The sequence below is a fragment of the Fictibacillus sp. 7GRE50 genome, assembly GCF_015903875.1.
Lineage (GTDB): Bacteria > Bacillota > Bacilli > Bacillales > Fictibacillaceae > Fictibacillus > Fictibacillus phosphorivorans.
Map to the genome: position 1 here is coordinate 43,655 of NZ_JACZDW010000004.1, position 23,985 is coordinate 67,639.

The 23,985-nt window shown below is 37.6% G+C and carries 33 protein-coding genes and 1 pseudogene; 28 read left to right on the top strand and 6 right to left on the bottom strand.

Annotated elements, in window-relative coordinates:
- Positions 1 to 37 precede the first annotated feature (37 nt).
- From IHV12_RS15210 to IHV12_RS15305, 20 genes are all read left to right on the top strand, one after another.
- Positions 38 to 523 carry a hypothetical protein gene (locus IHV12_RS15210; RefSeq protein ID WP_197191399.1) on the top strand — a complete coding sequence of 162 codons (486 nt, stop codon included), beginning with the start codon at positions 38 to 40 and terminating at the stop codon, positions 521 to 523.
- Between the two features lie 39 nt (positions 524 to 562).
- Positions 563 to 1,765, top strand: a complete 1,203-nt coding sequence (locus IHV12_RS15215; protein WP_197191400.1) for a phage portal protein — start codon at positions 563 to 565, stop codon at positions 1,763 to 1,765.
- A complete protein-coding gene (locus IHV12_RS15220; RefSeq protein ID WP_197191401.1) occupies positions 1,752 to 2,309 on the top strand; it encodes an HK97 family phage prohead protease in 558 nt (185 codons plus the stop codon). The genes IHV12_RS15215 and IHV12_RS15220 overlap by 14 nt, the downstream gene beginning before the upstream one ends.
- Complete coding sequence (locus IHV12_RS15225) at positions 2,302 to 3,657, top strand: phage major capsid protein (protein ID WP_197191402.1); 1,356 nt, start codon at positions 2,302 to 2,304, stop codon at positions 3,655 to 3,657. The genes IHV12_RS15220 and IHV12_RS15225 overlap by 8 nt, the downstream gene beginning before the upstream one ends.
- A 6-nt stretch (positions 3,658 to 3,663) precedes the next feature.
- Positions 3,664 to 3,933: a head-tail connector protein gene (locus tag IHV12_RS15230; RefSeq protein WP_197191403.1), complete on the top strand. Its 270-nt coding sequence runs from the start codon at positions 3,664 to 3,666 to the stop codon at positions 3,931 to 3,933.
- Complete coding sequence (locus IHV12_RS15235; RefSeq protein WP_197191404.1) at positions 3,911 to 4,243, top strand: hypothetical protein; 333 nt, start codon at positions 3,911 to 3,913, stop codon at positions 4,241 to 4,243. Before IHV12_RS15230 ends, IHV12_RS15235 begins: the two co-directional genes overlap by 23 nt.
- The gene (locus IHV12_RS15240; protein WP_197191405.1) at positions 4,233 to 4,562 is read left to right on the top strand and encodes a hypothetical protein; all 330 of its coding nucleotides are present in this window, start codon (positions 4,233 to 4,235) and stop codon (positions 4,560 to 4,562) included. Before IHV12_RS15235 ends, IHV12_RS15240 begins: the two co-directional genes overlap by 11 nt.
- Positions 4,562 to 4,942, top strand: coding sequence for an HK97-gp10 family putative phage morphogenesis protein (locus IHV12_RS15245; protein ID WP_197191406.1), 381 nt, complete (start codon positions 4,562 to 4,564; stop codon positions 4,940 to 4,942). The genes IHV12_RS15240 and IHV12_RS15245 overlap by 1 nt, the downstream gene beginning before the upstream one ends.
- Before the next feature lie 7 nt (positions 4,943 to 4,949).
- Complete coding sequence (locus IHV12_RS15250) at positions 4,950 to 5,576, top strand: major tail protein (RefSeq protein ID WP_197191407.1); 627 nt, start codon at positions 4,950 to 4,952, stop codon at positions 5,574 to 5,576.
- A 21-nt stretch (positions 5,577 to 5,597) separates the two neighbouring features.
- The gene (locus IHV12_RS15255) at positions 5,598 to 5,990 is read left to right on the top strand and encodes a hypothetical protein (RefSeq protein WP_197191408.1); all 393 of its coding nucleotides are present in this window, start codon (positions 5,598 to 5,600) and stop codon (positions 5,988 to 5,990) included.
- A gap of 244 nt (positions 5,991 to 6,234) precedes the next feature.
- Positions 6,235 to 9,354: a phage tail tape measure protein gene (locus IHV12_RS15260; RefSeq protein ID WP_197191409.1), complete on the top strand. Its 3,120-nt coding sequence runs from the start codon at positions 6,235 to 6,237 to the stop codon at positions 9,352 to 9,354.
- Positions 9,355 to 9,360: 6 nt separating this feature from the next.
- Entirely contained in the window at positions 9,361 to 10,206 is an 846-nt protein-coding gene (locus tag IHV12_RS15265; protein WP_197191410.1) for a phage tail family protein, read from the top strand.
- A 13-nt stretch (positions 10,207 to 10,219) separates the two neighbouring features.
- Entirely contained in the window at positions 10,220 to 11,740 is a 1,521-nt protein-coding gene (locus tag IHV12_RS15270) for a hypothetical protein (RefSeq protein WP_197191411.1), read from the top strand.
- Between the two features lie 26 nt (positions 11,741 to 11,766).
- The gene (locus IHV12_RS15275) at positions 11,767 to 12,030 is read left to right on the top strand and encodes a hypothetical protein (protein ID WP_197191412.1); all 264 of its coding nucleotides are present in this window, start codon (positions 11,767 to 11,769) and stop codon (positions 12,028 to 12,030) included.
- Positions 12,031 to 12,144, top strand: coding sequence for a CD1375 family protein (locus IHV12_RS15280; protein WP_197191413.1), 114 nt, complete (start codon positions 12,031 to 12,033; stop codon positions 12,142 to 12,144). It abuts the gene before it with no gap.
- Positions 12,145 to 12,169: 25 nt separating this feature from the next.
- On the top strand, positions 12,170 to 12,310 hold the full coding sequence (locus IHV12_RS15285) for a CD1375 family protein (protein WP_197191414.1): 141 nt from the start codon (positions 12,170 to 12,172) through the stop codon (positions 12,308 to 12,310).
- A 68-nt stretch (positions 12,311 to 12,378) separates the two neighbouring features.
- Positions 12,379 to 13,977, top strand: coding sequence for a Gp37-like protein (locus tag IHV12_RS15290; RefSeq protein ID WP_197191415.1), 1,599 nt, complete (start codon positions 12,379 to 12,381; stop codon positions 13,975 to 13,977).
- Positions 13,978 to 14,003: 26 nt separating this feature from the next.
- On the top strand, positions 14,004 to 14,297 hold the full coding sequence (locus tag IHV12_RS15295) for a hemolysin XhlA family protein (protein WP_197191416.1): 294 nt from the start codon (positions 14,004 to 14,006) through the stop codon (positions 14,295 to 14,297).
- A 12-nt stretch (positions 14,298 to 14,309) separates the two neighbouring features.
- On the top strand, positions 14,310 to 15,014 hold the full coding sequence (locus IHV12_RS22715) for an N-acetylmuramoyl-L-alanine amidase (RefSeq protein ID WP_197191417.1): 705 nt from the start codon (positions 14,310 to 14,312) through the stop codon (positions 15,012 to 15,014).
- A 2-nt stretch (positions 15,015 to 15,016) separates the two neighbouring features.
- Positions 15,017 to 15,265 carry a phage holin gene (locus IHV12_RS15305; RefSeq protein WP_197191418.1) on the top strand — a complete coding sequence of 83 codons (249 nt, stop codon included), beginning with the start codon at positions 15,017 to 15,019 and terminating at the stop codon, positions 15,263 to 15,265.
- A gap of 37 nt (positions 15,266 to 15,302) precedes the next feature.
- Here the strand turns inward: IHV12_RS15305 and IHV12_RS15310 are convergent, their stop codons facing one another.
- Positions 15,303 to 15,533, bottom strand: a complete 231-nt coding sequence (locus IHV12_RS15310) for a hypothetical protein (RefSeq protein ID WP_197191419.1) — start codon at positions 15,531 to 15,533, stop codon at positions 15,303 to 15,305.
- Positions 15,534 to 15,637: 104 nt separating this feature from the next.
- On the opposite strand from IHV12_RS15310, the gene IHV12_RS15315 reads away from it, so the two are divergent.
- A complete protein-coding gene (locus IHV12_RS15315; protein ID WP_197191420.1) occupies positions 15,638 to 15,847 on the top strand; it encodes a hypothetical protein in 210 nt (69 codons plus the stop codon).
- Positions 15,848 to 15,858: 11 nt separating this feature from the next.
- The gene (locus IHV12_RS15320; protein ID WP_197191421.1) at positions 15,859 to 16,125 is read left to right on the top strand and encodes a MarR family transcriptional regulator; all 267 of its coding nucleotides are present in this window, start codon (positions 15,859 to 15,861) and stop codon (positions 16,123 to 16,125) included.
- A gap of 102 nt (positions 16,126 to 16,227) precedes the next feature.
- Here IHV12_RS15320 and IHV12_RS15325 read toward each other — a convergent pair whose 3' ends face one another.
- Positions 16,228 to 16,440, bottom strand: a complete 213-nt coding sequence (locus IHV12_RS15325) for a helix-turn-helix transcriptional regulator (RefSeq protein ID WP_197191422.1) — start codon at positions 16,438 to 16,440, stop codon at positions 16,228 to 16,230.
- Positions 16,441 to 16,733: 293 nt separating this feature from the next.
- On the opposite strand from IHV12_RS15325, the gene IHV12_RS15330 reads away from it, so the two are divergent.
- The 6 genes and pseudogenes from IHV12_RS15330 (at position 16,734) to IHV12_RS15355 (ending at position 21,824) form a co-directional block, all read left to right on the top strand.
- Positions 16,734 to 18,026 (top strand): FtsK/SpoIIIE domain-containing protein, encoded by a 1,293-nt coding sequence (locus IHV12_RS15330; protein ID WP_197191423.1) that lies wholly within the window; start codon positions 16,734 to 16,736, stop codon positions 18,024 to 18,026.
- Positions 17,971 to 18,552, top strand: a complete 582-nt coding sequence (locus IHV12_RS15335; RefSeq protein WP_197191424.1) for a replication-relaxation family protein — start codon at positions 17,971 to 17,973, stop codon at positions 18,550 to 18,552. The genes IHV12_RS15330 and IHV12_RS15335 overlap by 56 nt, the downstream gene beginning before the upstream one ends.
- A 16-nt stretch (positions 18,553 to 18,568) precedes the next feature.
- Positions 18,569 to 19,054 (top strand): hypothetical protein, encoded by a 486-nt coding sequence (locus tag IHV12_RS15340; protein ID WP_197191425.1) that lies wholly within the window; start codon positions 18,569 to 18,571, stop codon positions 19,052 to 19,054.
- 37 nt (positions 19,055 to 19,091) lie between these two features.
- Positions 19,092 to 19,382, top strand: a pseudogene (locus IHV12_RS15345) (sigma-70 family RNA polymerase sigma factor); the annotation flags it as partial.
- A gap of 87 nt (positions 19,383 to 19,469) precedes the next feature.
- Positions 19,470 to 19,751, top strand: coding sequence for an alpha/beta-type small acid-soluble spore protein (locus IHV12_RS15350; RefSeq protein WP_197191426.1), 282 nt, complete (start codon positions 19,470 to 19,472; stop codon positions 19,749 to 19,751).
- 291 nt (positions 19,752 to 20,042) lie between these two features.
- Positions 20,043 to 21,824, top strand: coding sequence for a M3 family oligoendopeptidase (locus tag IHV12_RS15355; RefSeq protein WP_197191427.1), 1,782 nt, complete (start codon positions 20,043 to 20,045; stop codon positions 21,822 to 21,824).
- 359 nt (positions 21,825 to 22,183) lie between these two features.
- Here the strand turns inward: IHV12_RS15355 and pssA are convergent, their stop codons facing one another.
- From pssA to IHV12_RS15375, 4 genes are all read right to left on the bottom strand, one after another.
- The gene (pssA, locus tag IHV12_RS15360; protein WP_197191428.1) at positions 22,184 to 22,729 is read right to left on the bottom strand and encodes a CDP-diacylglycerol--serine O-phosphatidyltransferase; all 546 of its coding nucleotides are present in this window, start codon (positions 22,727 to 22,729) and stop codon (positions 22,184 to 22,186) included.
- A 166-nt stretch (positions 22,730 to 22,895) separates the two neighbouring features.
- A complete protein-coding gene (mnhG, locus tag IHV12_RS15365) occupies positions 22,896 to 23,249 on the bottom strand; it encodes a monovalent cation/H(+) antiporter subunit G (RefSeq protein ID WP_312035221.1) in 354 nt (117 codons plus the stop codon).
- Positions 23,221 to 23,511: a Na(+)/H(+) antiporter subunit F1 gene (locus IHV12_RS15370; protein ID WP_197191429.1), complete on the bottom strand. Its 291-nt coding sequence runs from the start codon at positions 23,509 to 23,511 to the stop codon at positions 23,221 to 23,223. The genes mnhG and IHV12_RS15370 overlap by 29 nt, the downstream gene beginning before the upstream one ends.
- A complete protein-coding gene (locus IHV12_RS15375) occupies positions 23,508 to 23,984 on the bottom strand; it encodes a Na+/H+ antiporter subunit E (protein ID WP_197133345.1) in 477 nt (158 codons plus the stop codon). The genes IHV12_RS15370 and IHV12_RS15375 overlap by 4 nt, the downstream gene beginning before the upstream one ends.
- Between the last annotated feature and the right edge of the window lies 1 nt (position 23,985).

The window sequence follows — 23,985 nt, forward strand, 5'->3', positions numbered from 1 at the left end:
TCAAAATAAAAAAAAGTAATAAAATGGATGTGGGAGCATGAAGGATATGTTGTTAGAGCTAATAAAAGTAATTTTCCCTGCAAGTGTTGGTCTTATTGGCGCTTTTTTAGGAATTTATTTTACCAGAAAAACTCAAAATGATTTGTTTGACAAAGAAATAAAAAAAGAAGAACAAAAAGAAAAAAGATTAGAAGTAATTGATGCTTTAGATATTTATAGTAGAGTGCTTAAATTAGATGGCGAAAATACTCTGGTTACAAATGGTGGAGGAGGTTTTTATGAATTTGATATCACTTTGTATTTAAAAGAGGTTCGACCCATATTATATGAAAAATTCTACCTTCTCCATGAAGATATAGCAGAATATATAATAGACCTTGATGAAAGAATTCAAAATATTAATTATGAAGAACAGTTAAAAACTGAAGATGATTATTATTTACAGGATAGGTATTTCGATTTAATAAAAGCAATAAAAAGTCATCTCAGTGAGTTTAGAAGTAAAAATATATATTTAAATTAAAATCCTCAGAAATGAGGATTTTTTTTAGGAGGTGAGATATTGGGATTAAGAGATAGGATTTCAAATTTTCTTTTGAAACAAGTGGAAAAGCGCGGCTGGTTTGAAGATATTTTTAACAATACCATCCGTTATGGCGGCAGGTATGTGAATGATGAAAACATTCTAGAGTCCAGCGATGTATATGAATTACTTCAAGACATCAGCAATCAGTTGATGTTAGCTAACATTATCATTGAGGACAATGAAGGAAATGAAGTTAAGAATCAATCAGCATTAAAGGTATTAAGGAATCCTAATAATTATTTAACCGGTTCTGAATTTATTAAGCTCATGACAAATACTTATCTGCTTCACGGTGAAGTGTTTCCAGTATTGGATATGGACCAACTTCATTTGGCCACAAATGTTTATTGTGAGTTGGATGAAAGGTTAATAGAGCAATTTAAAGTTGGCGGAGAGTCTATCCCTTCTTTTATGATTCGTCACGTAAAAAATGTGGGAACAAACCATTTAAAAGGTGTGGGAATTTTAGAGCTCGGTAAGAACACCCTAGAAGGCGTTATGAGCGCTGAAAAGGTTCTGACAGACAAATACTCTAAAGGAGGGTTATTGGCTTATCTGCTCAAGCTAGACGCTCATATAAACCCACAAAACGCGGCACAGTCGAAATTAATTAAAGCTATCTTAGATCAGCTGGAAGCGATTGATGAATCCAGGTCAGTAAAAATGATTCCACTTGGAAAGGGATACTCAATCGATAGCATGAAAAGTCCGATTGAAGACGAGAAGATTTTAGCTTATTTGAATGTTTATAAGAAGGACCTGGGCAAATTCTTAGGAATAAATGTGGACACTTATACAGCCCTTACTAAGTCTGATCTCGAGAAAGCAATGATGTACTTACACAACAAAGCCGTTAAACCAATAATGAGGAATTTTGAGGACCATTTGAGTCTTCTTTTTTTTGGTCGAAATTCAGACAAGCGTATCAAGTTCAAGATTAACATTCTTGATTTTGTGCCTTACTCAACCAAAACAAACATTGGTTACAACATTGTTCGTACTGGTATTACAAGCCCAGACAACGTGGCTAAAATGCTTGGATTCCCTGAACAGAATACACCAGAAACACAAGCAATCTATATTTCTAATGATTTATCAAAAATCGGAGAAAAGAAAGCTACTGACGATTCACTGAAGGGAGGTGAGGAAAGTGAAGAAAAAGGAAATGCGGAGAATTGACATCACTAATTTACAGACTCGTGATGGAACCGATTCAACTCCTTCAGTAATCAGTGGTTATGCTGCTGTCTTTAATTCGAAGACAACGATAGGTGATTGGTTTGAAGAAATTATTTTACCTGGTGCATTCTCAAGATCTATTTCTGAAAACGGAGATGTTAGAGCATTATTTAATCATAACTGGGATAACGTTCTTGGCCGTACTAAAAACGGAACATTACGTTTAGAAGAGGATACACGTGGATTGAAATTTGAGGTTGAACTACCTAACACTTCAGTCGCACGAGACTTGACGGAATCCATGAGACGCGGTGACATTAACCAATGTTCTTTTGGTTTTTGGGCAACCGGTGAGACATGGGATTACTCAGTGGAACCTGCAGTAAGGACCATAAACGAGGTTGAGCTTTATGAAATTTCGGTGGTGTCAATACCCGCATATGAAGACACAGAAGTGTCTTTAAGAAGTAAAGAGATTGATAAATCAGTAGAACAACGAATGAAACTAATAAATCAAATTAAAGGGGTTTTGGGAAATGAATAAAAAACAATTGTTAGCTATGCAAAAACGTAACAAGGCACGTCTTACTGAGTTACGTTCGAGATTAGAAAAGAATGAAGTGCGCGCTGAAGACTTAGAAGGAGTGCAGCAAGAAGTACAAGACCTTGCTGATGAAGCACAAGCAATTGCTGATGCTTTAGCGAACCTTGAAGATGGTGGAGATGAAGAAGAAACTCCTCCAGCTAATGAAGAGGAAGATCGCTCAGATGATTCAGACGAGGAAGAACGTTCTAATGAAGATGATGAAGAGGAAGAAAGACAAAATGGTATCTCTTCGGAACAACGCAGTGGCATTATGCAACAAATCGGTAAAGGCCTTTCCACTCGTGGACATAAATCCTCAGCGAAGAAAGAAAAAGAAATCCGTTCAGCTTTTGCGAATTTTGTAGCAGGTAAAATTACAGAAGCCGAAGCTCGATCTCTAGGAATTGAAACTGGAAACGGTTCAGTCACAGTTCCAGAGGTTGTGGCATCTGAAGTTATTTCTTATGCACAAGAAGAAAACTTACTTCGTAAATACGGATCTGTTCATAAAACAAAAGGAAACGTTAAATATCCGGTACTTGTTAAGAAAGCAGATGCAAATGTTAACAAGAACGAACGCGCTGTTGGAAGTCCTATCCCTGTAACTACAATTGAGTTTGATGAAATTTTATTGAGCCCAGCAGAGTTTGATGCTCTTGCAACTGTTACCCAAAAGCTACTAAACATGTCTGGTGCTCCGGTTGAAACGATCGTAATCGACGAACTGAAGAAAGCTTATGTTCGTAAAGAAACTAACTACATGTTTAACGGTGATGATGTAGGAAACGAAAACCCAGGTGCACTTGCAAAGAAAGCAGTGGCATTCTACGAAACTGCTCCAGTTGATATTACCGCAGCTGGTTATTCTCAAAAGCTTTACTCTCAATTAGTTAAAGTTAAAGGTCAACCGGTTACAGAAGTCCTTAAGAAATCTATGTGGATTGTAAACCGTGCTGCTTTAACTGTCCTAGAAGATATGACAGATACAACTGGTCGTCCATTATTACATCAAGATGCAACCGATGGTGTAGGATACAAATTACTTGGCCATAAATTAGACTTTACAGACGCTGCTGATGGTACTGACCCGACTGATCCAGTGTTCTATTTTGGAGATTTTAAAGCCTTCCACATTCAAGATGTTATTGGCGGAATGCAGTTGCAAAAACTTCTTGAAACTTACGCTAGTACTAACCGAGTAGGTTTTAAAATTTACAACTTGCTTGATGGTCAATTGGTTTACTCTCCATTTGAACCAGCTGTTTACCGTTACGAAGTAGGAGCTACTGCACCTGTAGGAGGCTAATAGCTTATGACTGATACGGAATATGTTGCTAAACTAAAAAGCCATATTCACTGGGAAGAGGGCATGGATGAAACCATGCTCCCTTTTTATATTGTTAATGCAAAAAAATACGTTCAAACTGCAACTGGTAAAGAAGTTGAATATCTTGTGCTGATGGTTGCCGGAATCATGTATGACTATAGAGTTTCTGAAAAAGAGTTGGGGCAAGCACTTGATGCATTAACACCTTTCTTTGTTCAGGAGGTGTACAGTGATGTCGAAACGCCAACCGAATAGATTAAAATGGACAGCCGATTTATTGAAGCTTGGCGAAAGTGTTGATCCAGCAACGGACAGAGTAGTCATGGGTTATCCATTCGAACGTAAATTAAAATACAACAATAGTGGAGTTACTGCATCGGATAAATTTACAACAAAAGATACTAATGAAGTAATGAAAAAAATTGAGATTCGTCTTGATCGTAGTATCGAAAGTAACCAGAAAGATTACCGTGTAAAAATAAATGCAGTAATTTACAATATCGAACGAATCTACGTGCGCGAAAATGATCGCGTAATGGAGTTGAGCTTAGCCTATGCAGATTAACTTTCAAAAGTTACGGACTATCTTAAAGTCTTCTGGAATGTCTGTTTACCGTGATGAAGCAACAACCAATGCTGCATATCCATATATCATTTATGAATTTGTGAATGAAACTCATAAACGATCATCTTCTAAACTGTTTAAATCAATGCCACTTTATCAGATAGCAGTTGTTACAAATGGTACTGAAGCAGATTATGAACCATTAAAGGATGTGTTCAATGTTCATGGAGTGGAATATAACCAATTCGATGGTATTCCTTATGACGAGAACGATGCCACCATAACGCAATTCATCACGTATGTTAGGTGTGTGAATTAATGGCCAATAACAATGGTTTTGCGGATGCATTAAATGAGATTAATACTCTTCTGAATGTGGACAAGAATGTGGAAAAGGATGTTCTGGAGGATGCAGCAAAGTATTTTGTAAGCAAACTTAAACCAAGAATAAAAAGGTCTGAAAAGAACAAACAGAATCATCTTAGGGATAGTTTAAAAGTCGTTTTAAAGGATGATCTTGTTTCAGTTGAATTTGAGGATAAAGCTTTTTATTGGTACATGGTAGAACACGGGCATAAGAAGGCAAATGGAAAAGGGAAAGTAAAAGGGCAACATTTTGTGCGTAATACATTTGATGCTGAAAGTGAAAAAATTGCAGAAATGATGGCCAATAAAATAATCGATAAAATGGAAGGATGATTATGAAATGACGAAAGCACAAGAAATGCTTTATCCGGTTGGTGTTGAAAACCTGTTTATCGCTTTTATGACAGGCGGAAAAGATACTATTAATGCGATTCCAACATATGAAACAGAAATCTATGAACTGCCTACCATCGAAACAATTGGGATAGCTGGTAACCCTACCACTGCTGTTAAATGGGCTTCAAATAAAATGTTTGTAAATGCTACAAAAAACGGGACATTCACTTTAACTCTCGATCACACGGCATTGCCAGTTGAAGTTATGGATAAGATGAATTCCTATGTTGCCGAAAAAGGGATTGTATTTGATACATCGGATGTAAAAGAATTCCCGTTTTTCGCAATTGGTTTTATCGCTCCATTGAATGATGGATCTAAAATTGCTCGCTGGTATCCTCGAGTACAAATCACACCTCCACAAGAGTCATATGCAACCGGTACTGAAGAAACGACAATCCCTACTCAACAATTAGTAATGACTGCTTCTCCGTTGTTATTCAATAATGTCACAAAGTCTGATTTTAACTCTGCTCGTGATTCGGCAACAGGAGTTACTGCAGAACTATTTATGGAACAAGTTGTTTGTGATGAATCGCAACTTGCAACTTTATTCCCAACTACTCCTTAATAAAGAAATGGAGCTGAACTAATGGCAAGATTTAGTGATCTAGTAAACGTTAATATAAACAGGGATACCATTAAAGTACAAGGTGTTGAAATCCCTGTTATATTTACTATTAAGTCTTTCGCTTATGTTGAGGAAGCGTATGGCGAACCGTATCATGTTTTCGAGAAAGATTTATATGCAATGTTAGAAAAAGGCAAAGTTAAGCTTGGTGTTGAAGAAATTAGGGCGATAAACACTTTGGTTTATGCCATGATTAGAAGCGGAGGTACTGAGGCGACTTTTGAAGAGATTGAAACAGCGATTCCGCCTAGTGATTTACCTCAGGTTTTTAAAGTGGTAATAGGAATTTTTAATAATCAAAACTTCCAACGTTCTGATATGGCTAAGATTAAAAACACAAAAAAAAAATCTTAAATATACTTACAAAAAATAATGTAGAATCCCAGTCTAAAGAACTTGATTGGGATTTTTATTTTTTTGTAGCTGAAACGCTGCTTAATTGGAGCAGGGAAGAATTCTTAGAAAGCACACCTAACCATTTGTTAAAACAATTCATTATGTGGTTGAAATATAACAATCCAAAGGCTTTGCATGAAATTGAACCAAAGCAAATTTTTACTTTGGATCAGACTCCGTTTTTATAAAGTGAGGTGAGATCATGGCGGACAAAGCTAAAAATGTTGTACTTAATTTTAAAATGGATGGTCAGGTGCAATACGCTCAAACATTAAAGCAAATAAATGCTGTAATGAACACAGCGGCCAAAGAATACAAAAACCATATTGCGGCAATGGGTCAGGATGCTTCTGCAACAGATAAATTAAGAGCCGAGAAAAAGAAGCTTGAAATACAAATGGATGGTGCCCAGAAAAGAACGAAGATGTTGCGAGACGAATATGAGGCAATGTCTAAGGATACTAGTACGACAACTGATCAACTCACTAAAATGTATGGAAAGTTACTTGATGCAGAAAGTGCTGAGATTAAGTTGCAACAATCCATGGAGAAGGTAAGTAAAGGTTTATCTGATCAAGCTACAGAAGCAAGAGATGCTCAAAATAGCCTGGATAAGTTGAAAAGTGAAAGTCAATTACTTGAGGCTGAACAGAAAAGTTTAACCAGTGCTTTTAAGTTGCAAAATGCAGAGCTTGGAGAGAACGCAAGCGAATCCGAACGATTAGAACTTTCTCAAAAACAATTTAGGACACAAATGGAATTGTCAGTTAAGACCGTTAACAACTTAGAAAAACAATTAGAATCGACTAAAAAAGTTTACGGTGAAAACTCTGTAGAAGTATTGCAGTTGGAAAAACGAATAAACGATACTAAATCATCGGTATTAGATTTTAAAAAGTCATTAGATAAACTTGAAGACAGCGGCGAAAAGACAGAACGATCAGTTGGTGGAATGGGTGATAAGTTCTCTGAAGTTGGTGGAGCAATCGCGGGTGCCACTGGACCAGCGGGTGAATTTATTGGCAGTTTAGCCTCTGCACCTTGGGCGGCAGTCGCGGCAGGAGTAGCAGCTGTTGGTGCGGCTGCAGTTACAGCTGCGATAGATTTTGAAAATGCTGATGCGAAAATCCAAGCTTCACTAGGTGTTACAAAAGAAAGAGCTAAAGAACTGGGAGAAGTTACAGAAGAAGTATGGAAAAACGGCTGGGGAGAATCAATTGATGATGTGGCAAGGTCTGTTATTGCTGTTAACAGAAATCTAAGGGATCTTCCTAAAGAAGAAATTCAAAAGGCAGCGGAATATGCTCAAATCTTAGCAGACACATTTGAAGTAGACGTTGCTGATTCCACCAGAACAGTAAAACAGTTAATGGCCACTTTTGGCATGACCGCTGAACAATCTTTTGACTTCATTACAAAAGGTTTTCAAGAGGGCTTAGACTTTTCTGGAGAATTCCTTGATAGCATTAACGAATATTCCCCACAATTCAAATCTTTGGGTATGGATGCAACGGATATGTTTACTCTATTTAAGCAGGGGGCAGAAAACGGAGCATTTAACCTTGATAAACTCGGAGATATTGTAAAAGAATTCAATATTCGTGTTAAAGATGGATCTAAAGCAACTTCGGAATCCTTTGCCGGTATGAGCAAAGAAACACAAAACTTGTGGAAGCAATTTAACGAAGGGAAAGTTACCGGTGAAGTAGTTTTTAATGCAATCGTTAGAGAACTCTCCAACATGGATGATAAGGTTAAAGCTAATCAATTAGCAGTTGGTGTATTCGGAACTCAATGGGAAGACCTTGAGGCAGAAGTTGTAGGTGCCATAGATACAAGTGTTGATAAACTTGGGGAATTTGAAGGAGCTACAAAGAAAGCTGGAGATGCACTTTCAGACACAACTGCAGCAAAAGTGAAAGAAAAAAATAGAGAAATAATTGCTTCGTTTGAGGAAATTGCAAGCAAGGTTGCTTATTTCTTATATGTTATGGAAGAAAAAGAACCTGAGATAGCTGAAACTTTTAATCTGTTTGGGGAGAATATTTCAGCTGGTACAAAGAAAGCGGTAGGAGCATTTCTCGAATTAAACGATAATGCCACTACTCAGATCGCATTGCTTAAATCAAGTGTTGTTCCTCTTTCGCAAGAAACTGCATCTGAAGTTACACAGACCTTCGAAACCATGGCTACACAAGTTCGTGATGCCATAGCAGCACGACAAGGAGAAACCTTAACTAACATGCAGACTTTTTTTGCAACCTCAAGTGCATTAACAGCTGAAGAAGAAGCAAACGCATTAGCAAAGTTGAATTCTAACTATGAAACTCGTACACAAGTAGTTACAGACGGTCAAAATCGAATCGTTGAAATATTGAACACAGCCAAAGAAGAGAAACGTTCTATTACAGATGCTGAAGCAACAGAAATTAATGCTATCCAAGCAAGAATGCAAACACAGGCTATAGATATGATGACTGCGAGTGAGGCGGAGCAAAAATCTATATTAGAACGATTGAAAGCTGAAGCTAGCAAAATTACAGCACAACAGGCAGCTGATGTTGTGAAAAACAGTTTGAAGCAAAAAAATGAGTCTGTAAAAGCTGCTGAAGATCAATATGATAAAACAGTACAAGAAATAATCCGTCAAAGAGACGAGACTAAAAGTATTACCGCCGAACAGGCTGAAGCTTTAATTAGATCAGCAAGAGAGCAAAAGGATAAATCAGTTGCTGAAGCTGAAATTATGCATCGCGATGTTGTAAAAGAAGCGAAAGCCCAGGCGAAAGAACATGTTGGTGAAATTGATTGGGCAACCGGTCAAATGATTGGATTTTGGGAAGGTTTATGGGGTGATACAAAAGAAATTTGGGGCAATATATACGATACCATCACAGGCGTTATTGATGATATTTTAAGTTTTATTGATGGTATTGAGTTTAAGTTGCCAAAATTCGAACTTCCAGAAATGCCTCACTTTAGCTTAGACTATGAAACTAAAAGCTTTATGGGTAAAGATATCACTTATCCAACTGGCTTTGATGTGGATTGGCGGGCTAAAGGGGCTATATTCACCCAACCAACCATATTCGGAATGATGAATGGAAGATTACAAGGTGCTGGAGATGCGGGACCAGAGGCTGCATTACCTCTGAATGAAGAAACACTCGGGGCAATAGGTAGAGGAATAGCTTCAACTATGGATTTAAAATCAGGAATTACACAGCACATATCTATTACAAGCCCTGACCCAACTTCGCCAAGTGAAAATGCAAGGAAATTCAAACAAGCTCAACAACAATTAGCCTTAGAGTGGAGGTGATAGATATTGAGACGATTAACCTTTGAGAATAGCAGGGGAGATAGTATCGAATTTTATCTATCGCCTTTTTTTATAAACTCATTAACAGGGATAGGTGAAGTGACTACGGACTTACAAAGTCAAAAGTCACCATTTCAAGATGGCGACACTTACATTGATACTCTTTTACAACCTAGGTTTATTAATCTTGAAGGAGAAATACTTGAATCAAGTGTCTCTGAAAATAAGGACCGAAGACGCGAGCTGACAAGAATATGCAATCCAAAATTAGGATTAGGTAAAATAACATTTGAAATGGATGGGGAAGTCAAAGAAATTAACGGGACTTTAGATGGTGGTGTGTTTTTTCCGGAACGAGGGGAAAATCACTATCAAAATTTCATGATCACTTGGAAGTGTCCAAATCCTTACTGGAAGTCGCTTAATATTACTGAAGAGCCTACATTTGAGCCATTATTCCAGTTTCCATTCGAGGGAACCTTTGAAATGGGAATGCAGCGTGATAAGCGAATCATTATAAACGATGGGGATGCGCCGGCACCCGTCCTGATTGAATTTTATGGACCTGCTGTCAGTCCGATTATTACAAATAACACGACTGGTGAATACATTAAAGTCAATAAAACTTTAGCTGAAGATGAGTTTATGAGAGTTGATACAACTCCAGGTAATAAAAGTGTAGAATTCGTGGCACCAGATGGGACAGTTAAAAACGTGTTTAATTGGATTGACCTTGGTAGCACTTTTTTTCAGCTTTCGATCGGCGAGAATGAGATAGAATACTCAGCTGATAGTGATATCCAAGGGGCCATCGTCAACATTAGTTATAACAAACTTTATATAGGCATATAGAAAGGGTGAGAAAATGGAGAAAAGTATCTTTTTTAATTCAGCACCAGGCGATCTAAGGACCTATCAAGCAAGCGATTTTGCGGATTACTTTGGAGATGTTCTGAGTTCTGGTTTACTTCATACTGATAGTTTGCCAGCACTACAAGTTCAGTGTGATGGAACTGACCTGAGAACTTATGTGGAAACCGGAAAAGCAATCATTCAAGGTTATGCATATGAAAACACAACCGATTTGTACCTGCAACACGCACTTCCAGAAGCAACGTTAGATCGTATAGACAGAATCATATTAAGGCTTGATAAACGTAACCAATCGCGTTTTATCAAGCTTTTTGTTTTACAGGGGACAGCTGCAGCTGCACCAGTTGCTCCAACGTTACAACGGGACGAATTCATTTTTGAGTTGTCATTAGCTCAAATTAGAGTGAGGGCTAACACATCTACTTTGGTCCCGTCTGATCTTATTGACGAAAGATTAGATGAAAATTTATGTGGATTGGTGTATTCGCTGATTAGCATTCCGACAAGCCAATTTCAAGCTGAATGGGATGCTTTTATGGCAGATATACAGTCTGAGGGTTTTGCATCTGCAAGTGATTTCGCTGCGCATGAGGCCGATTTAGCGTCACATGTGCCCTATGGAGTTACAACAGGCACATCTAACACATATGCCGTTACTTTATCCTCTGCACCTACTGCTTATGTGGAAGGTATGGCGGTGTCTGTAAAAATAAACGTAAACGCTTCTGCTGCATCTACACTAAATGTAAATGGATTAGGCGCAAAAGGGGTTAAGAAGTCAAACGGAACTGATGTGACTAATTTAAAAGCGAATGGCATATACACCTTCCGTTATGATGGAACGTCTTTTATCTTACAGGGTGAAGGTGGCAGTGGTAATGCTGTAGCGTCTGACCTTCTCTCTGGTAAAACAGCGACTACAGACGCAGGGGAAATAACAGGAACAATGACAAATAGATCAGGGACATCACAGAAGACAACGAGTGTCTTATCAACCATCCCAAATAGATTATATTTCACACCTCCAGCGGGCTATTATGATGGTTCGACTGCTGTATATGAGGATGAACTTGATTTTCTTGCTTCAAATATCAAACAAGGTGTAAATATGTTTGGTATGGTAGGTAACGCAAAAACCAACTTTGACGTTGGGGAATTTGTTATTCATAGTGAGACAAATAGTTACAATAACACAAACACTACCTACATGAAAAAACGGACTTTAAATGTAAAAAAGGCAGGGACTTACAGAGTGGAGTTTAGACTTAATTTGGCTGGGTTTAGTCCTTCGCAAACAATATGGGGGCGAATATATAAGAATGGTGTCCCCTATGGAATTGAAAGGTCGCTCACCAATCCAGATGGCACAGCAGCTAACATGACTTATAATGAAGACCTGTTTTTTGATGTAGGAGATAACATTGAATTCTGGTCAAAAACAAATGGCTCGGTTGGTACTCGTGAAATTGGATTTATCAAGTTGAAAATCGAAACGTTAGTTACTGCGACTTAAATATAAATTAATTGGGGTGATGAGAAATGCAGATTTTTATTTATAATTCTGAAGAAGAAAAACAGAAAATCATTAGTGAAAAAAATGCTGAAGGATTAATTTTGATACAAATCTCTAACATAACTGAGGGTAATTTTTTAGCGTTCTCTGAAAATCCAATAAAAGAACCAACTCCTTTGGAAGAAAAAATTGAACAGTTACAACAAGATAACCTCATTCTGATGGATGCTCTTGCCGTTACCTTTGAAGAAGTCCTAAACCTCAAAGCTCAATTAGGAGGTACACCATAAATGGTTGATTTATATTATCGCCTTGTAAAAGAAGACAAAAGAACAATCGAAGAAGTACCAGAAAAGTATCGTGCAGAAGTGCAGGCTAAACTTGATGCTGAAGCTGTTATTTAAACTAATATTCGGAGGGATTACTATTATGGTAGATTTATACGTTGCTTTGATCTTAAACAAAAGAAGAACGATTGACCAGGTACCAACGCAGTTTAAGGAACCTGTTCTAACTGACTTAAATGTGCTCGGATTAGATGGAAATGGAGACCCGATCGTAACGGAATAATGTCGCTCTTGCAGTGAACACCTCACATAAAGGGGTGTTCTTTTTTATACTCTGAAAGGAGTAAAAACATGAAACCAATTAGAATACTTTCTCCTAACGTGGATTTATTAGCGGAAATAGATAATTATGAATCAATGTATCTAATCCGCAGATTTCATGGTATAGGGGAAATTGAAGTTAGAATCAATCGGTATAAGAAACACACGAACCTACTGGTAAAAGGTAACCTCTTTATCGTAGGTTCGTCATTAAATAAAGCTTATATCATCAAACATCGTGAAATCGAACTAGATCAAGATGGGAAGATAACAGAGAATTGGTTAATCAGAGGATTTTCACTTAAATCTATTTTAGGGCAGCGTATCACGGTACCGCCTTTGACAACAGCTTACGACAACAAACAGGGTAATGCTGAAACGGTGATGAAGCATTATGTAGATGGTAACGCAGTTAATGCCTTAGACCCGACAAGGGATATATCTCAACTAATCATAGCAACCAATCAAAATAGGGGTTCAACGGTTAGCTGGCAATCACGTTTTAAGAATCTAGCCGAGGAAATGACAAGTATATCTTTAGTGAGTGGTTTAGGATGGGGAATTAATTTAGATTACTCATTAAAGAAGTGGGTATTCGATTGTCACGAAGGGCGAGATTTAACTGTCAATCAATCCATTTTACCACCTGTTATATTTAGTCCTCAGTTTGACTCATTAAAATCATTACACTACACCGAGAGTGAATTAAATTATAAAAATACCGCATACGTAGCAGGACAGGGCGAGGGGATTCAGAGAAGGGTTATTGAGTTAAACGACACTAACTCAGGTTTGAACCGGCATGAAATCTTTGTTGATGCTCGTGATGTACCAGAAGAAACTGAAGGTGATGAACCCACATACACGAACGAGATAGGAGCAGGTACAGCGAGTGCCAATGCTTATACTTCTGGTTACCCACCTAGTAGCGCCTTTGATGGTAATTTAGGAACCACATGGGGCAACACAAGCTCAATGCCATCGTGGTTACAATATGATTTCGGTACTGGTAAGACAATTGCTAAATACCGTATATATTACGAGTATGGGGTATCTGGGTGGGACTCTTACGATTATTCACCAAGTATATGGGAATTTCAAGGGAGTAATGATAACGCGAGTTGGACAACGTTAGATACTCAAACAGGTCAAGGTTGGGATTCTGACGGTTGGAAAGAGTATGCCTTAGATAATACAACACCATTCCGATATTATAGATTGTATGTGACTTCTTCCAAAAATTCGCTATGGTGTACTGTTATGGAAATGCAAATGTTATCACTTGTTGTTTCCGATAGTCCACAACCTAGACCTGTACAAGATATTGAGAGTGACCTGACTATTAGAGGTCAACAGAAGTTAACTGAGTATGAACAAGAGGTATATTTAGAAGGTCAGATATTAACAAGTTCACCTTTTAAATATGAAATTGATTACGATTTAGGGGATATAGTGACCATTCAAAATAAGGATTGGAATATCACACAAAACTCACGTATCACCGAGATTAAAGAGATATACGAGGTATCTGGATTTCAATTAGAAGCAACGTTCGGAGTATCAAGACCGACTTTTATTGATAAAGTAAAACAAGAAATCGGGCAAGCAGCAGCTGAAATCAGAAAATAGTCAATGGGGTAAAGGAGGGTCAAGAAATGGAGGCAACTCAAGTGAATACAGAAAAAGAGATCCTGATGAGTTTAGCGAGATTGGAAACAAAGATGGACAATCTGGGAAATGTGAAAGAGGTATCTGCAGAAGCCCTTCAAAGTGCCAAAAGTGCTCATCACCGGTTAGACAAGATTGACGAATTAAGAATCGAGCGTATTGATGGATATGACTCACAATTGAAGAAAATCGATAAAATCATATTTTGGGCAGGAACAACAATTATTGGTGGAGTTTTTCTAGGAGCCATTGGATTGTTGTTTTATTTTGCGAAAAACTAAGGAGGGATTCATGTGTCTGATGAATACATTCAAGATCCAGGTCATGGTGGTGACGATCCGGGAGCTGTATCACATGGAAACATTGAAAAAGTATATACATTGGAAGCCGGTTTGTATGTAGATAAACGACTAGCCGATCATGGTATTTCAAGCAATATGACCAGGTCTTCTGATGTTAATTTGGATGAGGGTTCACGAGTGGCAGCTGTAAAGAGATCAGGAGCTAAGAAATGTCTTTCCCACCATTTCAATGCAGGTGGTGGTTCAGGTGTGGAGGTAATTCACAGTATTTTTTCCAACGGGGCATTAGCGAAATTGATTGCTGATGAATTTAAGAAAGCAGGTTATCCTGTGCGTCCGCGTGCTACTTTTTCGAGAAAGGGTTCAAAAGGAAAAGATTATTACTACATGCACAGATCAACTGGAGCTGTTGAAACCAACATCATCGAATATGATTTTGTTGATGGTCCACAATCTGAAAAGATTAAGGATAAGAAGTACCGCGAAGGCATGTATGAGTGTGTTGTTCGAGCTGTCTGTCGTGAAGAGGGAGTTAAGTATCAACCTATCGCAGCTCAAAAGCCTGTTGTGAAGGATACGACCAAAAAGAAATTGTTTCGAGTTCAAGTTGGAGCATTCGCAGAAAAAACAAATGCTGATCGTTTAGTAAAAGAATTAGAGGCGAAGGGTTATAAGCCTTTCGTGAAGGAGGATTAATAATGAATTTAACAATGGATAAACCTTCAATTTTACGAGTAGTCATATGGTTGATAGCTGCTGTAAACATGATCTTAGCTCATTATGGAAAAAGTTTAATATCTTCCGACTTCTGGGCACCAATTATTGCAGATGGTGTCTTCTTAATTTGTTCTGCATACGTGGGACATAAGAACAACTATTTAACACCAAGAGGGAAGAAGCAAAAACAAGTTCTTATTCAAAGAGGATTATATAGACCGAATAAATAAAACTTATGAAGCCCTTCCTAAATGGAGGGGCTTTTTGTTACTCATTTAAGGATTTATGCCCTTTAGTATGTTTTCCAGAGTAATCCCAATAACCATTGTTCAACTTCTCAATGTTCTCTTTCATAAACTCCTTCAAATCTTCTTCCATCTCATTTTCATTAATTTCATTTACCGTAAAGGTAATTGTTCTAGCCTTCTTAAAATCCATAACTGTCACTTTCCGACCAAGTGTGGGACTTTTTACTGCGAACATAATACCGTATCTCATATAGTTATCACTCCTCTTTGGTAATTATATACGAATATTTGTTCGAATTATACTAGAAATAAAAACATATGTTCGGTATAATGAGGAAAAAGGAGGATGGCAGTATGGAAAATTTTTTACTTCGATGCCATATTAACCAGAAGCCAGTAGAAATTATGTACATATCTGATTCAGGAAAAATCAGTCAACGAACCATCACAATTCGAGAGATTGAAAATACAAAAATTAAAGGATACTGCCATCTTAGAAGAACACTGAGGGTATTTAAGCTTGAAAACATTCTTTCAATTAACTATAAAAGAGCTGCAAGCTAAAGGGGATAATCATGAAAAAATTAACGAGAGCTCAGTTAAACGTTTTAGATGCAATCACTAAAAACTTTAAGCGAAATAAATATCCTCCGTCCGTTCAAGAAATCTGTGACATTTCTGGGCTAAAGTCAAAGAGCACTGTTCATAGACATTTAATGAATTTAAAAGCTTCTGGTTATATCCATTGGGAAGACGGGCAGCCAAGGACGTTGAAAATTTTGAAAGTCGTAACAGAAGAGGATCGCACCAGATTATCAATACTGTTTGAATATGCCTATTAAGTTAAATTAATTTGGTATAATGAGATTACCACTATTAACAAAGGTAGGTGAAAACACCACACTATCTTTGTTTCTTTGATACTTACCCCACTCCCAACTCATTTAAGTTGGGGGTTCTTTTTTTACCCAAATGTCTTGAACTGGAATTCCAACAACATCAGAAATCATTAACGCAACATGAAGATAAGGCATTTGTCCTTTTAAAATTAAGGTCAATGTAGAACGGTGTATTCCTGCCCTATCAGCAATATACCCCTTCTTCCACCCACCTGCTTTGATTATTTCTTCTAATCTACACTCATACTCCATATTCATCACCCAAGTAATTTATTCCGTTTTTTTATGTAGAATCCCTTCAACATTTTTTTTGAAAGGGACAGGCAAGTTTTATGTAATCGCTAAGTATACTCAATTAACTAACCGATTGAGCACTCCGAAATGCTACTCAGCTGTAACTATAATCAGTTAACTTGTCCAGCAAGACATATTCTATTGTCCACTGTGCTTATTAAAGTTATCGATTGCTTAACTTATTCTCTCTCAAGAATTTTAAAGACGGTGGTGTGCTCATTAACAATATTAGATTGAGATTGGAGTTGATGATGAGAATGCTTTTTGAAGTTGCATCTTCCCTACTATTTGGTTCAATGGCTCTTTATGCAAAAACAAAACAATCAGGAGGAACCGGAATGAGTGATGGCCAAAAGATTCAACGTATTTTTTCTAACACGGGTCTAAACGTGAAGGAAGGTGAAAAAATATTAACTGCTCAATTGATTAGGAACAATAAAAGAAAGTGGGGAAGGGAACTTGTTTTCAGAATTCCTCTTGGTCGTTCTTTTGAAGATTATCATAAAAAAATTAACTCTATTCAAGATGGACTAAACACAAAGAAAAGAAACAAAACATTTGATTTCCAAGCGCTTATTAAGTTTGATATTAAAAACATCATGAAAAAAGAGAAGGCTGCACAAAAGGAAATTGAAATGTCTTATGATGGGATGCTGAAGATTAAAATCTACAATCAACCTATGCCAGAAAAAAAGAACTATAAGGAGATTGAAATAAAAGATGACTGGAAAGTTCCTATTGGAGTAACTAGGACTGAAGCCATATTTCATGACTTTGACAGCATCTATAACATGCTTGTAGGAGGTGCAGTTGGGGGTGGGAAATCGGCATTCTTGGTTATGGCGATATGTCATTTGTTACAAACCCAGCCTGAAAATGTTTGGTTAACGTTGATTGATTTAAAAGGCGGTGTGGAGTTTAACCGATTTAAAGATTGTTATCAGGTAGTAGGCTATGCAGAAGAAGTAGCACAAGCAAAAAACGCACTGGAAAATGTCGTTAGTGAGATGAAACAAACATTAGCTTTACTAAAAGTGAAGAGATTGAGAAATGTAATTGAAGCTAATTTAAAACGTAGGCATTTTATTGTAATTGATGAGATTGGCGAGCTAGCTAGTCATAAAGAAGTAGACAAAGAAACCAAAAAGTTAAAAGAAGAATGTGAGTATCTACTCTCAAATATTTGTCGTCTTGGTCGAGCGATGGGAGTACGGGTAATTGTTGCGACTCAACATCCCACAGCTGATGTTGTGCCAATTCAAGTGAAAAGAAACTGTGACGCTAGAGTTTGTTACAAAGTTGATACTGTTAGCGCTTCGATGGTGGTATTAGATAGCTCTGGAGCTGACCAGTTACCAATCAATCCAGGCAGAGCAATTTATAAAAAAGGCGCAGATAAATTTATTTTGCAAACACCATGGTTATCTGATGTCGAAGCAGATCAAATCATTAAAATAAATTCGGATTCTGACGCAAAGGAGAGTGTAGTTGAAGATGAACAAACGTCAAGAAATGATTTTAATCTCTTTGAAGACACACCACTTTCTTAATCGCGATCAGATAATGAAGTTGCACGACTTAAAATCTAAAGGTAATACAAACAAAGTTTTAAAATGCATGAAACCTTATATTTCTTCATTTCGAGAAGGTTTTGATACTATTTACTATCTATCAAAAGAAGGGCGTGAAATGGTTGGGTGCGAGAGGATCTGCAAGAAAACTCCACAGATAAATCACTTTATCATGAGGAATCAGTTTTACCTTTTCGCACAATGCCCAAAGGAATGGAAGATAGAACAAAAAATCGGTGGTCAGATAGTCTGTGATGCAGCGTTTAAACAGGGTGGGAAATGGCACTTCCTTGAAGTTGATAACAATGCAACCATGACCGCAAATAAAAAAAAGATTGAAAAGTATAAAAAGTTATATGAAAGTAAGATGTTCCAAAATCATAAAGACTATGGATACTTTCCGACTTTACTGTGGTTAACAACAAATGATTTTAGACAAAAAAAGTTACTGGAACTATGTCGCGGGCTACCATGCAATGTATTTATGATTGATGATATTAAATGAGGAGCGTGTGTTCACCATGTTCAGACATAAGAAGATCGAATCTGTTGGAACAATTAGCGACTTTATGAAAGGTAAGCATAACATACAAGAAACCAAATTGAGGGATTTTAAAAAATTTAAAGCCGTTGCAGCTGGGAGTATGATTCCACTGGCCCTTTCTTCAAAAGCATTTGCTGCAGAATCAGCAAATCAATGCGGTCAAGTGCTAGCTGTAACCGCACCTGCTGCTGTACCAGTAAATGCGGTTACAGATAAAGTAATGGGGGATGTAATTTCAGCATTTGCACATCTATTTGATCCACTTATTGATTTAATGATTGCTATATCCTTTCCGGTTGCTTCGGCAATGATTGTATTTAAGTTATTCATGATGTTCTTCAAAGATCAAGCTGAAGTTTGGGAAGGGATAGGTAAGATAGGTTTGGTCTATGTATTGATTCAAATGTCGCCAATCTTTATCAAGATATTAAAAAGCTTAGGAACTCTCGCAGTCGGGATTTAACATTTTGAAAATAATTAACTGATAACCTATTAGTGTGAATGAGATCACATTGATTGATGTGTTAAAAGCGGAAACTGAAGATGTTGTTGATGCCATCCAATTAAAGATGCAGAAAAAGAAAATATACGACTACATTCATGTATTAGATGACCGAGAAAAAGAAGTGATCGTAGGACGATTTGGACTCGATCTTCAAAAAGAAAAAACACAGCGTGAGATCGCAAAACAGCTAGGGATTTCTAGAAGTTATGTCTCAAGGATCGAAAAGCGAGCGCTCATGAAGCTTTTTCATGAATTCTACCGCAGCCGACAGCAATCAGAACGATAAATACTTATCTTTAAGAAGACTGGTAACAATTACAGTCTTTTTATTTTTTTAATCGGACAAACTAAAGAAAAAAAGGAGTTTTTATATATGGCAAGAAGAAAACGACAGCCTATCGTCCCAGAAGCTAGAGAAGGGCTTGATCGGTTAAAAGCGAAAGTGATGAGAGAAGCAGGTTACAACGTTTCAGATCAGTCACCAGATGATGTGAAGTATGAAGTAGCAAGAGACATGGGTGTGAACTTACAAAAAGGATATAACGGTACGATCACGTCAAAAGATGCCGGAAAAGTAGGCGGACAGATTGGCGGGAGAATGGTAAAAGAACTCATTCAGCAGGCAAAAGCGAATTTAGGCAAGCAAGTACGTTAACTTGGTGTTTAGATATACAAAATAGGGAATAGAATAGGTAAAAAACCAGGAGGGGTTCTTATGCAAGACGCTGTACTTTATGGATCATTCGTAGTAATGCTTGCCTATTTTGTCTATGTTTCAATCGCAGAATAATGTGAAGCTCTCCTTGCTAAGGAGAGCTTCATTTTTTATGTTCGTAAGATTTACATAAAAAAATAAATCAAAAAAATAAACTTCATGGTCGATTTTTGTTTGAATATTTTTTATAATAAGAAAAGAGTGGAAATATGTACATATGGGGGAGAAATAATGTTATTACAAGATTTAAGACAAACATGGGAACTTGATTCCGTTTTTCCTGGTGGTAGTGAATCGAAAGAATTATTAGCTGAAATAAATTGGACGGAGAACGAAGCGAAAGAATTAGCAAAAAAAGCAGATTCCTTCACGTTTTCAAACGAAACTTTCTTATCATTGATCAAAGAGCTTCAAAGCTTTTCTGAAAGATTATCAACTGCTGGAGCTTTCATTGGCTGTTTGATCGCTCAAGATGTAAAAGACAAGAAGGCGATGGCTCTTCGTGGTAGATTAGAATCGGTATACGCAGCATTCTCTAACGTGGGTTCAGTTATCGATCAAAAGCTAATGGATATCTCTGAAGATGCATGGAAAGATCTGATGAGTCTTCCTGAGTACGAACATATTGCGTTCTCTTTGAACGAGAGAAGAATGAATGCAAAAGAAAAGCTTGGTATCTCAGAAGAATCATTGATCAATGATCTAGCTGTAGACGGCTATCATGCTTGGTCAACGTTATACGATCTAGTGGTGGGTAGAATCTCGATCAAAGTTGAGATTGATGGAAAGGAAGAAGAACTCTCTGTAGGGCAAGCGGAGAATAAGTTTTCAAGTCCTGACCGCAACGTAAGAAAAGATACGTTTGAAAAATTTGTTCAAGCTTGGGATCACGAAGGTGAGTTTTGTGCGGCTTCTCTAAATCACATCGCAGGATTTAGAAACGAGATCTATAAGCACAGAGGCTGGGAAGAAACATTAAAAGAGCCTCTTGCGATCAATCGTATGAAGGAAGAGACTCTTTCAGCGATGTGGAACGCGATCTCTTCTCAAAAAGAGATCTTCGTTAAATACTTAGATCGAAAAGCTAAACTTTTAGGTCTAGATAAATTAAGCTGGTATGATGTTGATGCACCATTATCTTCTGCAAACAGCAAGATGAGTTATGACGAAGCGGCTCAATTTATCGTAGAGCATTTCCGTACGCTCGCACCTAAGATGGCTAGTTTCTCTGAAAAGGCATTCCTAGACGGCTGGATTGAAGCAGAAGATCGTTCTGGTAAAAGACCAGGAGGATTTTGTACCGGGTTCCCAACTAAGAAAGAAACAAGAATCTTTATGACGTTCTCAGGAACACCAAGCAATGTTTCTACGTTAGCACATGAGCTTGGTCATGCGTTCCATACGGATGTGTTAAAAGAGATGCCATACTATGCAACAAATTATGCGATGAACGTTGCTGAAACAGCTTCCACTTTTGCTGAGATGATCGTTGCTGATGCAGCCGTTTCAAACGCAAAATCGAAAGAAGAGAAAATTGCGCTTTTAGAAGATAAAGCTCAACGTTCCGTAGCCTTCTTTATGAATATTCATGCTCGTTTTCTGTTTGAAACGAGAATGTACGAAGAAAGAAAAGCGGGTCAGTTATCAGTTGAACGTCTATGTGAACTGATGGAAGAGGCTCAAAAAGAAGCATTTAACGGTGCACTCGATGAGTATCATCCTTACTTCTGGGCGTCTAAGCTTCATTTCTATATTACAGACGTACCGTTCTATAACTTCCCGTATACATTCGGTTATCTGTTCTCTGCAGGGATCTATGCAAAAGCGAAAGAAGAAGGCCCTTCTTTCGAAGAAAAATATATTGCACTCCTACAAGATACAGGAAAGATGGAAGTGGAAGAGCTCGCACAAAAACATCTTGGCATAGATGTTACGAAACAAGATTTCTGGTTAAAAGGTATTGAGCTTGCTGCAGCCGATGTAGAAGAGTTTTTAGCATTAACAGAAGAATAAAATAGAATCGGCAGTTCCTTGAATAGGAATTGCCGATTTTTTGCTTTTTTGGAGTTTATAGAACATGGAAACTTTGGCTGTTATTGAGCATGAATTGTAAACCTATGCACAGTTGCATATGGAGGAAGGGGGGGATTGAATGGATTATTTGTATCAAACTTTGTCGACTTGCCGATTTATGAGCAAATCTCGCCGTATTATTGGAGAAACTCGCTGAATGAACACTGAAATTTCTAGAATTATTTTAAAAAGTTTTGGGATTACAAAGGTGTATACCTAACGGGGTATTCGTTTGGACAATGGAACGCAAAATAAAAAGCTTGGCAACACCATGCCAAGCTTTCTTAATGACCGACTATTCATCTTTTTTCAATCGTAATGGTACTAATCATAAGTACAGATAACCCGAACGTCAGAAACATATAAAGAAATCCTGGGACTAGTTCAACCGTCAGATAACCAGCAGCCATCAAACAACCAGCTAAAGTGATCGGCATACCCACAAATGAACCCGTAAACTCTGTGATGTTAAACCGAGCTAACCGTATCGCACCGCAGACAATAAAGATAATGGTGAAGATCATGCCTGATACACCAAACTGATGAAGGGCGACCTGATAGATTAAAAATGCAGGCGCAATTCCAAATGAGATAAGGTCACAAAGAGAGTCTAATTGTTTCCCAAACTCGGATTCGATATTTAACTTTCGGGCAACCATTCCATCAAAACGATCAAACAAACCGGCTAAGAAGATTAAGATGAATCCTAATTTCAAATCTCCTGAGATCATAATTAATAACGCCAAAGTTCCTAGTGATAAATTGATCAATGTTAAGAAGTTAGCGGTTTGTCCCTTCACTTTCTTAAACGTTGAATCAATACGCTCTCTTTCGAGCATGAACATACAATCACTCCTCAAACGGGTAACCGGCTAAAACGCAGTAAGTGCGCATCTTCCAAAGAGATAAACAATGATCCTTTGAAAAATAAACTTATCCTTGTTCGTTGCTTAAAATTATATACCCATTCTAATCATTATATGACAACGAGAAAGTGATTAATAGTAGATATTATTCAAGGTTGGAACTATCTTTCTTTTCTAATTCATTGAATACCGTTTTATCTGAAAGTGGTACTCCTGTTCTGTATGCTGCTCTTGAAATCATATGCCCTGCTACTGGAGCAGTCATCAGAACGAAAAGGATACCAAGTATCAATTTACCGCTAAACACATGCATCTCAGACAACACATAGATGAAGGAACCGATCAGGATTCCAGATACCCCCAAAGTCGAAGCTTTACTGGCAGCGTGAAGTCTTGAATAAACATCAGGAAAACGGAGTACCCCAAGTGTTCCTGAAAAGATGATAAAGGTGCCAGCGATGAGGAAGAAGCTAATCACGATCTTGATCAATGATAACACCCTTTTCTAGAAATTTTGCAACAGCGACAGTCGCAATAAACGTCAATATTCCGATCAATAAGATAATATCGTTCAGCTGAACAGTATCCAAGATAATTGCCATAATACCAGTGATGGCGATCAAGTTAATACCGATCGTATCAAGAGCTACAACGCGATCTGGATTTGAAGGACCCGTTACCGCTCGATAGAGAAGAAGCAGAATCGAGATGGTTGTTACGAATAAACAAACATGAACAACGACCGTGAACCAATCTGTCATCGTGTTACCTCCCTTATTGCTTTTTCAAATGATTCCTTAATGCTAACGATGGTTTCATTGACATCTGGAAGATCGAGCGCATGGATATAGATATATCGTTGATCTCTCGAGACATCCACAGACAAAGTTCCAGGAGTTAAGGTGATTAAGTTAGCAAGTAAGGTGATCTCCCAATTCTTCTTAACATCAATTGGAAGTGCGAGTATACCCGGTTGAAAATCGAGCTTCGGTTTATAAATCCATTTTAAAACTTCAATATTTGCTAGAAGAAGTTCTTTTATGAACAAAAAAATGAGATAAAGAATCGCTCTCACATGTTTAAAATAGTACGAATCAGGAATGAATCGATTCAGCAAGAAGAGAAGTGCTGACCCAATCACAAATCCAACTATAAAACTTGCGAAAGAGTAGCTCTCAGATAAAAACATCCAAATAACGCCGATCAGCAAATTTAGAATAAGTTGAAATGTCATG

Coding starts and splice junctions, on each gene's coding strand:
- IHV12_RS15330 (WP_197191423.1), top strand. CDS start 16,734: ATGCTTTTTGAAGTTGCATCTTCCCTACTATTTGGTTCAATGGCTCTT.
- IHV12_RS15335 (WP_197191424.1), top strand. CDS start 17,971: ATGAACAAACGTCAAGAAATGATTTTAATCTCTTTGAAGACACACCAC.
- IHV12_RS15350 (WP_197191426.1), top strand. CDS start 19,470: ATGGCAAGAAGAAAACGACAGCCTATCGTCCCAGAAGCTAGAGAAGGG.
- IHV12_RS15250 (WP_197191407.1), top strand. CDS start 4,950: ATGACGAAAGCACAAGAAATGCTTTATCCGGTTGGTGTTGAAAACCTG.
- IHV12_RS15285 (WP_197191414.1), top strand. CDS start 12,170: ATGGTAGATTTATACGTTGCTTTGATCTTAAACAAAAGAAGAACGATT.
- IHV12_RS15260 (WP_197191409.1), top strand. CDS start 6,235: ATGGCGGACAAAGCTAAAAATGTTGTACTTAATTTTAAAATGGATGGT.
- IHV12_RS15320 (WP_197191421.1), top strand. CDS start 15,859: ATGAAAAAATTAACGAGAGCTCAGTTAAACGTTTTAGATGCAATCACT.
- IHV12_RS15295 (WP_197191416.1), top strand. CDS start 14,004: ATGGAGGCAACTCAAGTGAATACAGAAAAAGAGATCCTGATGAGTTTA.
- IHV12_RS15220 (WP_197191401.1), top strand. CDS start 1,752: ATGCGGAGAATTGACATCACTAATTTACAGACTCGTGATGGAACCGAT.
- IHV12_RS15225 (WP_197191402.1), top strand. CDS start 2,302: ATGAATAAAAAACAATTGTTAGCTATGCAAAAACGTAACAAGGCACGT.
- IHV12_RS15375 (WP_197133345.1), bottom strand. CDS start 23,984: ATGACATTTCAACTTATTCTAAATTTGCTGATCGGCGTTATTTGGATG.
- IHV12_RS15310 (WP_197191419.1), bottom strand. CDS start 15,533: ATGAGATACGGTATTATGTTCGCAGTAAAAAGTCCCACACTTGGTCGG.
- IHV12_RS15355 (WP_197191427.1), top strand. CDS start 20,043: ATGTTATTACAAGATTTAAGACAAACATGGGAACTTGATTCCGTTTTT.
- IHV12_RS15240 (WP_197191405.1), top strand. CDS start 4,233: ATGCAGATTAACTTTCAAAAGTTACGGACTATCTTAAAGTCTTCTGGA.
- IHV12_RS15210 (WP_197191399.1), top strand. CDS start 38: ATGAAGGATATGTTGTTAGAGCTAATAAAAGTAATTTTCCCTGCAAGT.
- IHV12_RS15290 (WP_197191415.1), top strand. CDS start 12,379: ATGAAACCAATTAGAATACTTTCTCCTAACGTGGATTTATTAGCGGAA.
- IHV12_RS15245 (WP_197191406.1), top strand. CDS start 4,562: ATGGCCAATAACAATGGTTTTGCGGATGCATTAAATGAGATTAATACT.
- IHV12_RS15305 (WP_197191418.1), top strand. CDS start 15,017: ATGAATTTAACAATGGATAAACCTTCAATTTTACGAGTAGTCATATGG.
- IHV12_RS15230 (WP_197191403.1), top strand. CDS start 3,664: ATGACTGATACGGAATATGTTGCTAAACTAAAAAGCCATATTCACTGG.
- IHV12_RS15280 (WP_197191413.1), top strand. CDS start 12,031: ATGGTTGATTTATATTATCGCCTTGTAAAAGAAGACAAAAGAACAATC.
- IHV12_RS15315 (WP_197191420.1), top strand. CDS start 15,638: ATGGAAAATTTTTTACTTCGATGCCATATTAACCAGAAGCCAGTAGAA.
- pssA (WP_197191428.1), bottom strand. CDS start 22,729: ATGTTCATGCTCGAAAGAGAGCGTATTGATTCAACGTTTAAGAAAGTG.
- IHV12_RS15340 (WP_197191425.1), top strand. CDS start 18,569: ATGTTCAGACATAAGAAGATCGAATCTGTTGGAACAATTAGCGACTTT.
- IHV12_RS15275 (WP_197191412.1), top strand. CDS start 11,767: ATGCAGATTTTTATTTATAATTCTGAAGAAGAAAAACAGAAAATCATT.
- IHV12_RS15370 (WP_197191429.1), bottom strand. CDS start 23,511: ATGACAGATTGGTTCACGGTCGTTGTTCATGTTTGTTTATTCGTAACA.
- IHV12_RS15255 (WP_197191408.1), top strand. CDS start 5,598: ATGGCAAGATTTAGTGATCTAGTAAACGTTAATATAAACAGGGATACC.
- IHV12_RS15270 (WP_197191411.1), top strand. CDS start 10,220: ATGGAGAAAAGTATCTTTTTTAATTCAGCACCAGGCGATCTAAGGACC.
- IHV12_RS15325 (WP_197191422.1), bottom strand. CDS start 16,440: ATGAATATGGAGTATGAGTGTAGATTAGAAGAAATAATCAAAGCAGGT.
- IHV12_RS15235 (WP_197191404.1), top strand. CDS start 3,911: ATGTCGAAACGCCAACCGAATAGATTAAAATGGACAGCCGATTTATTG.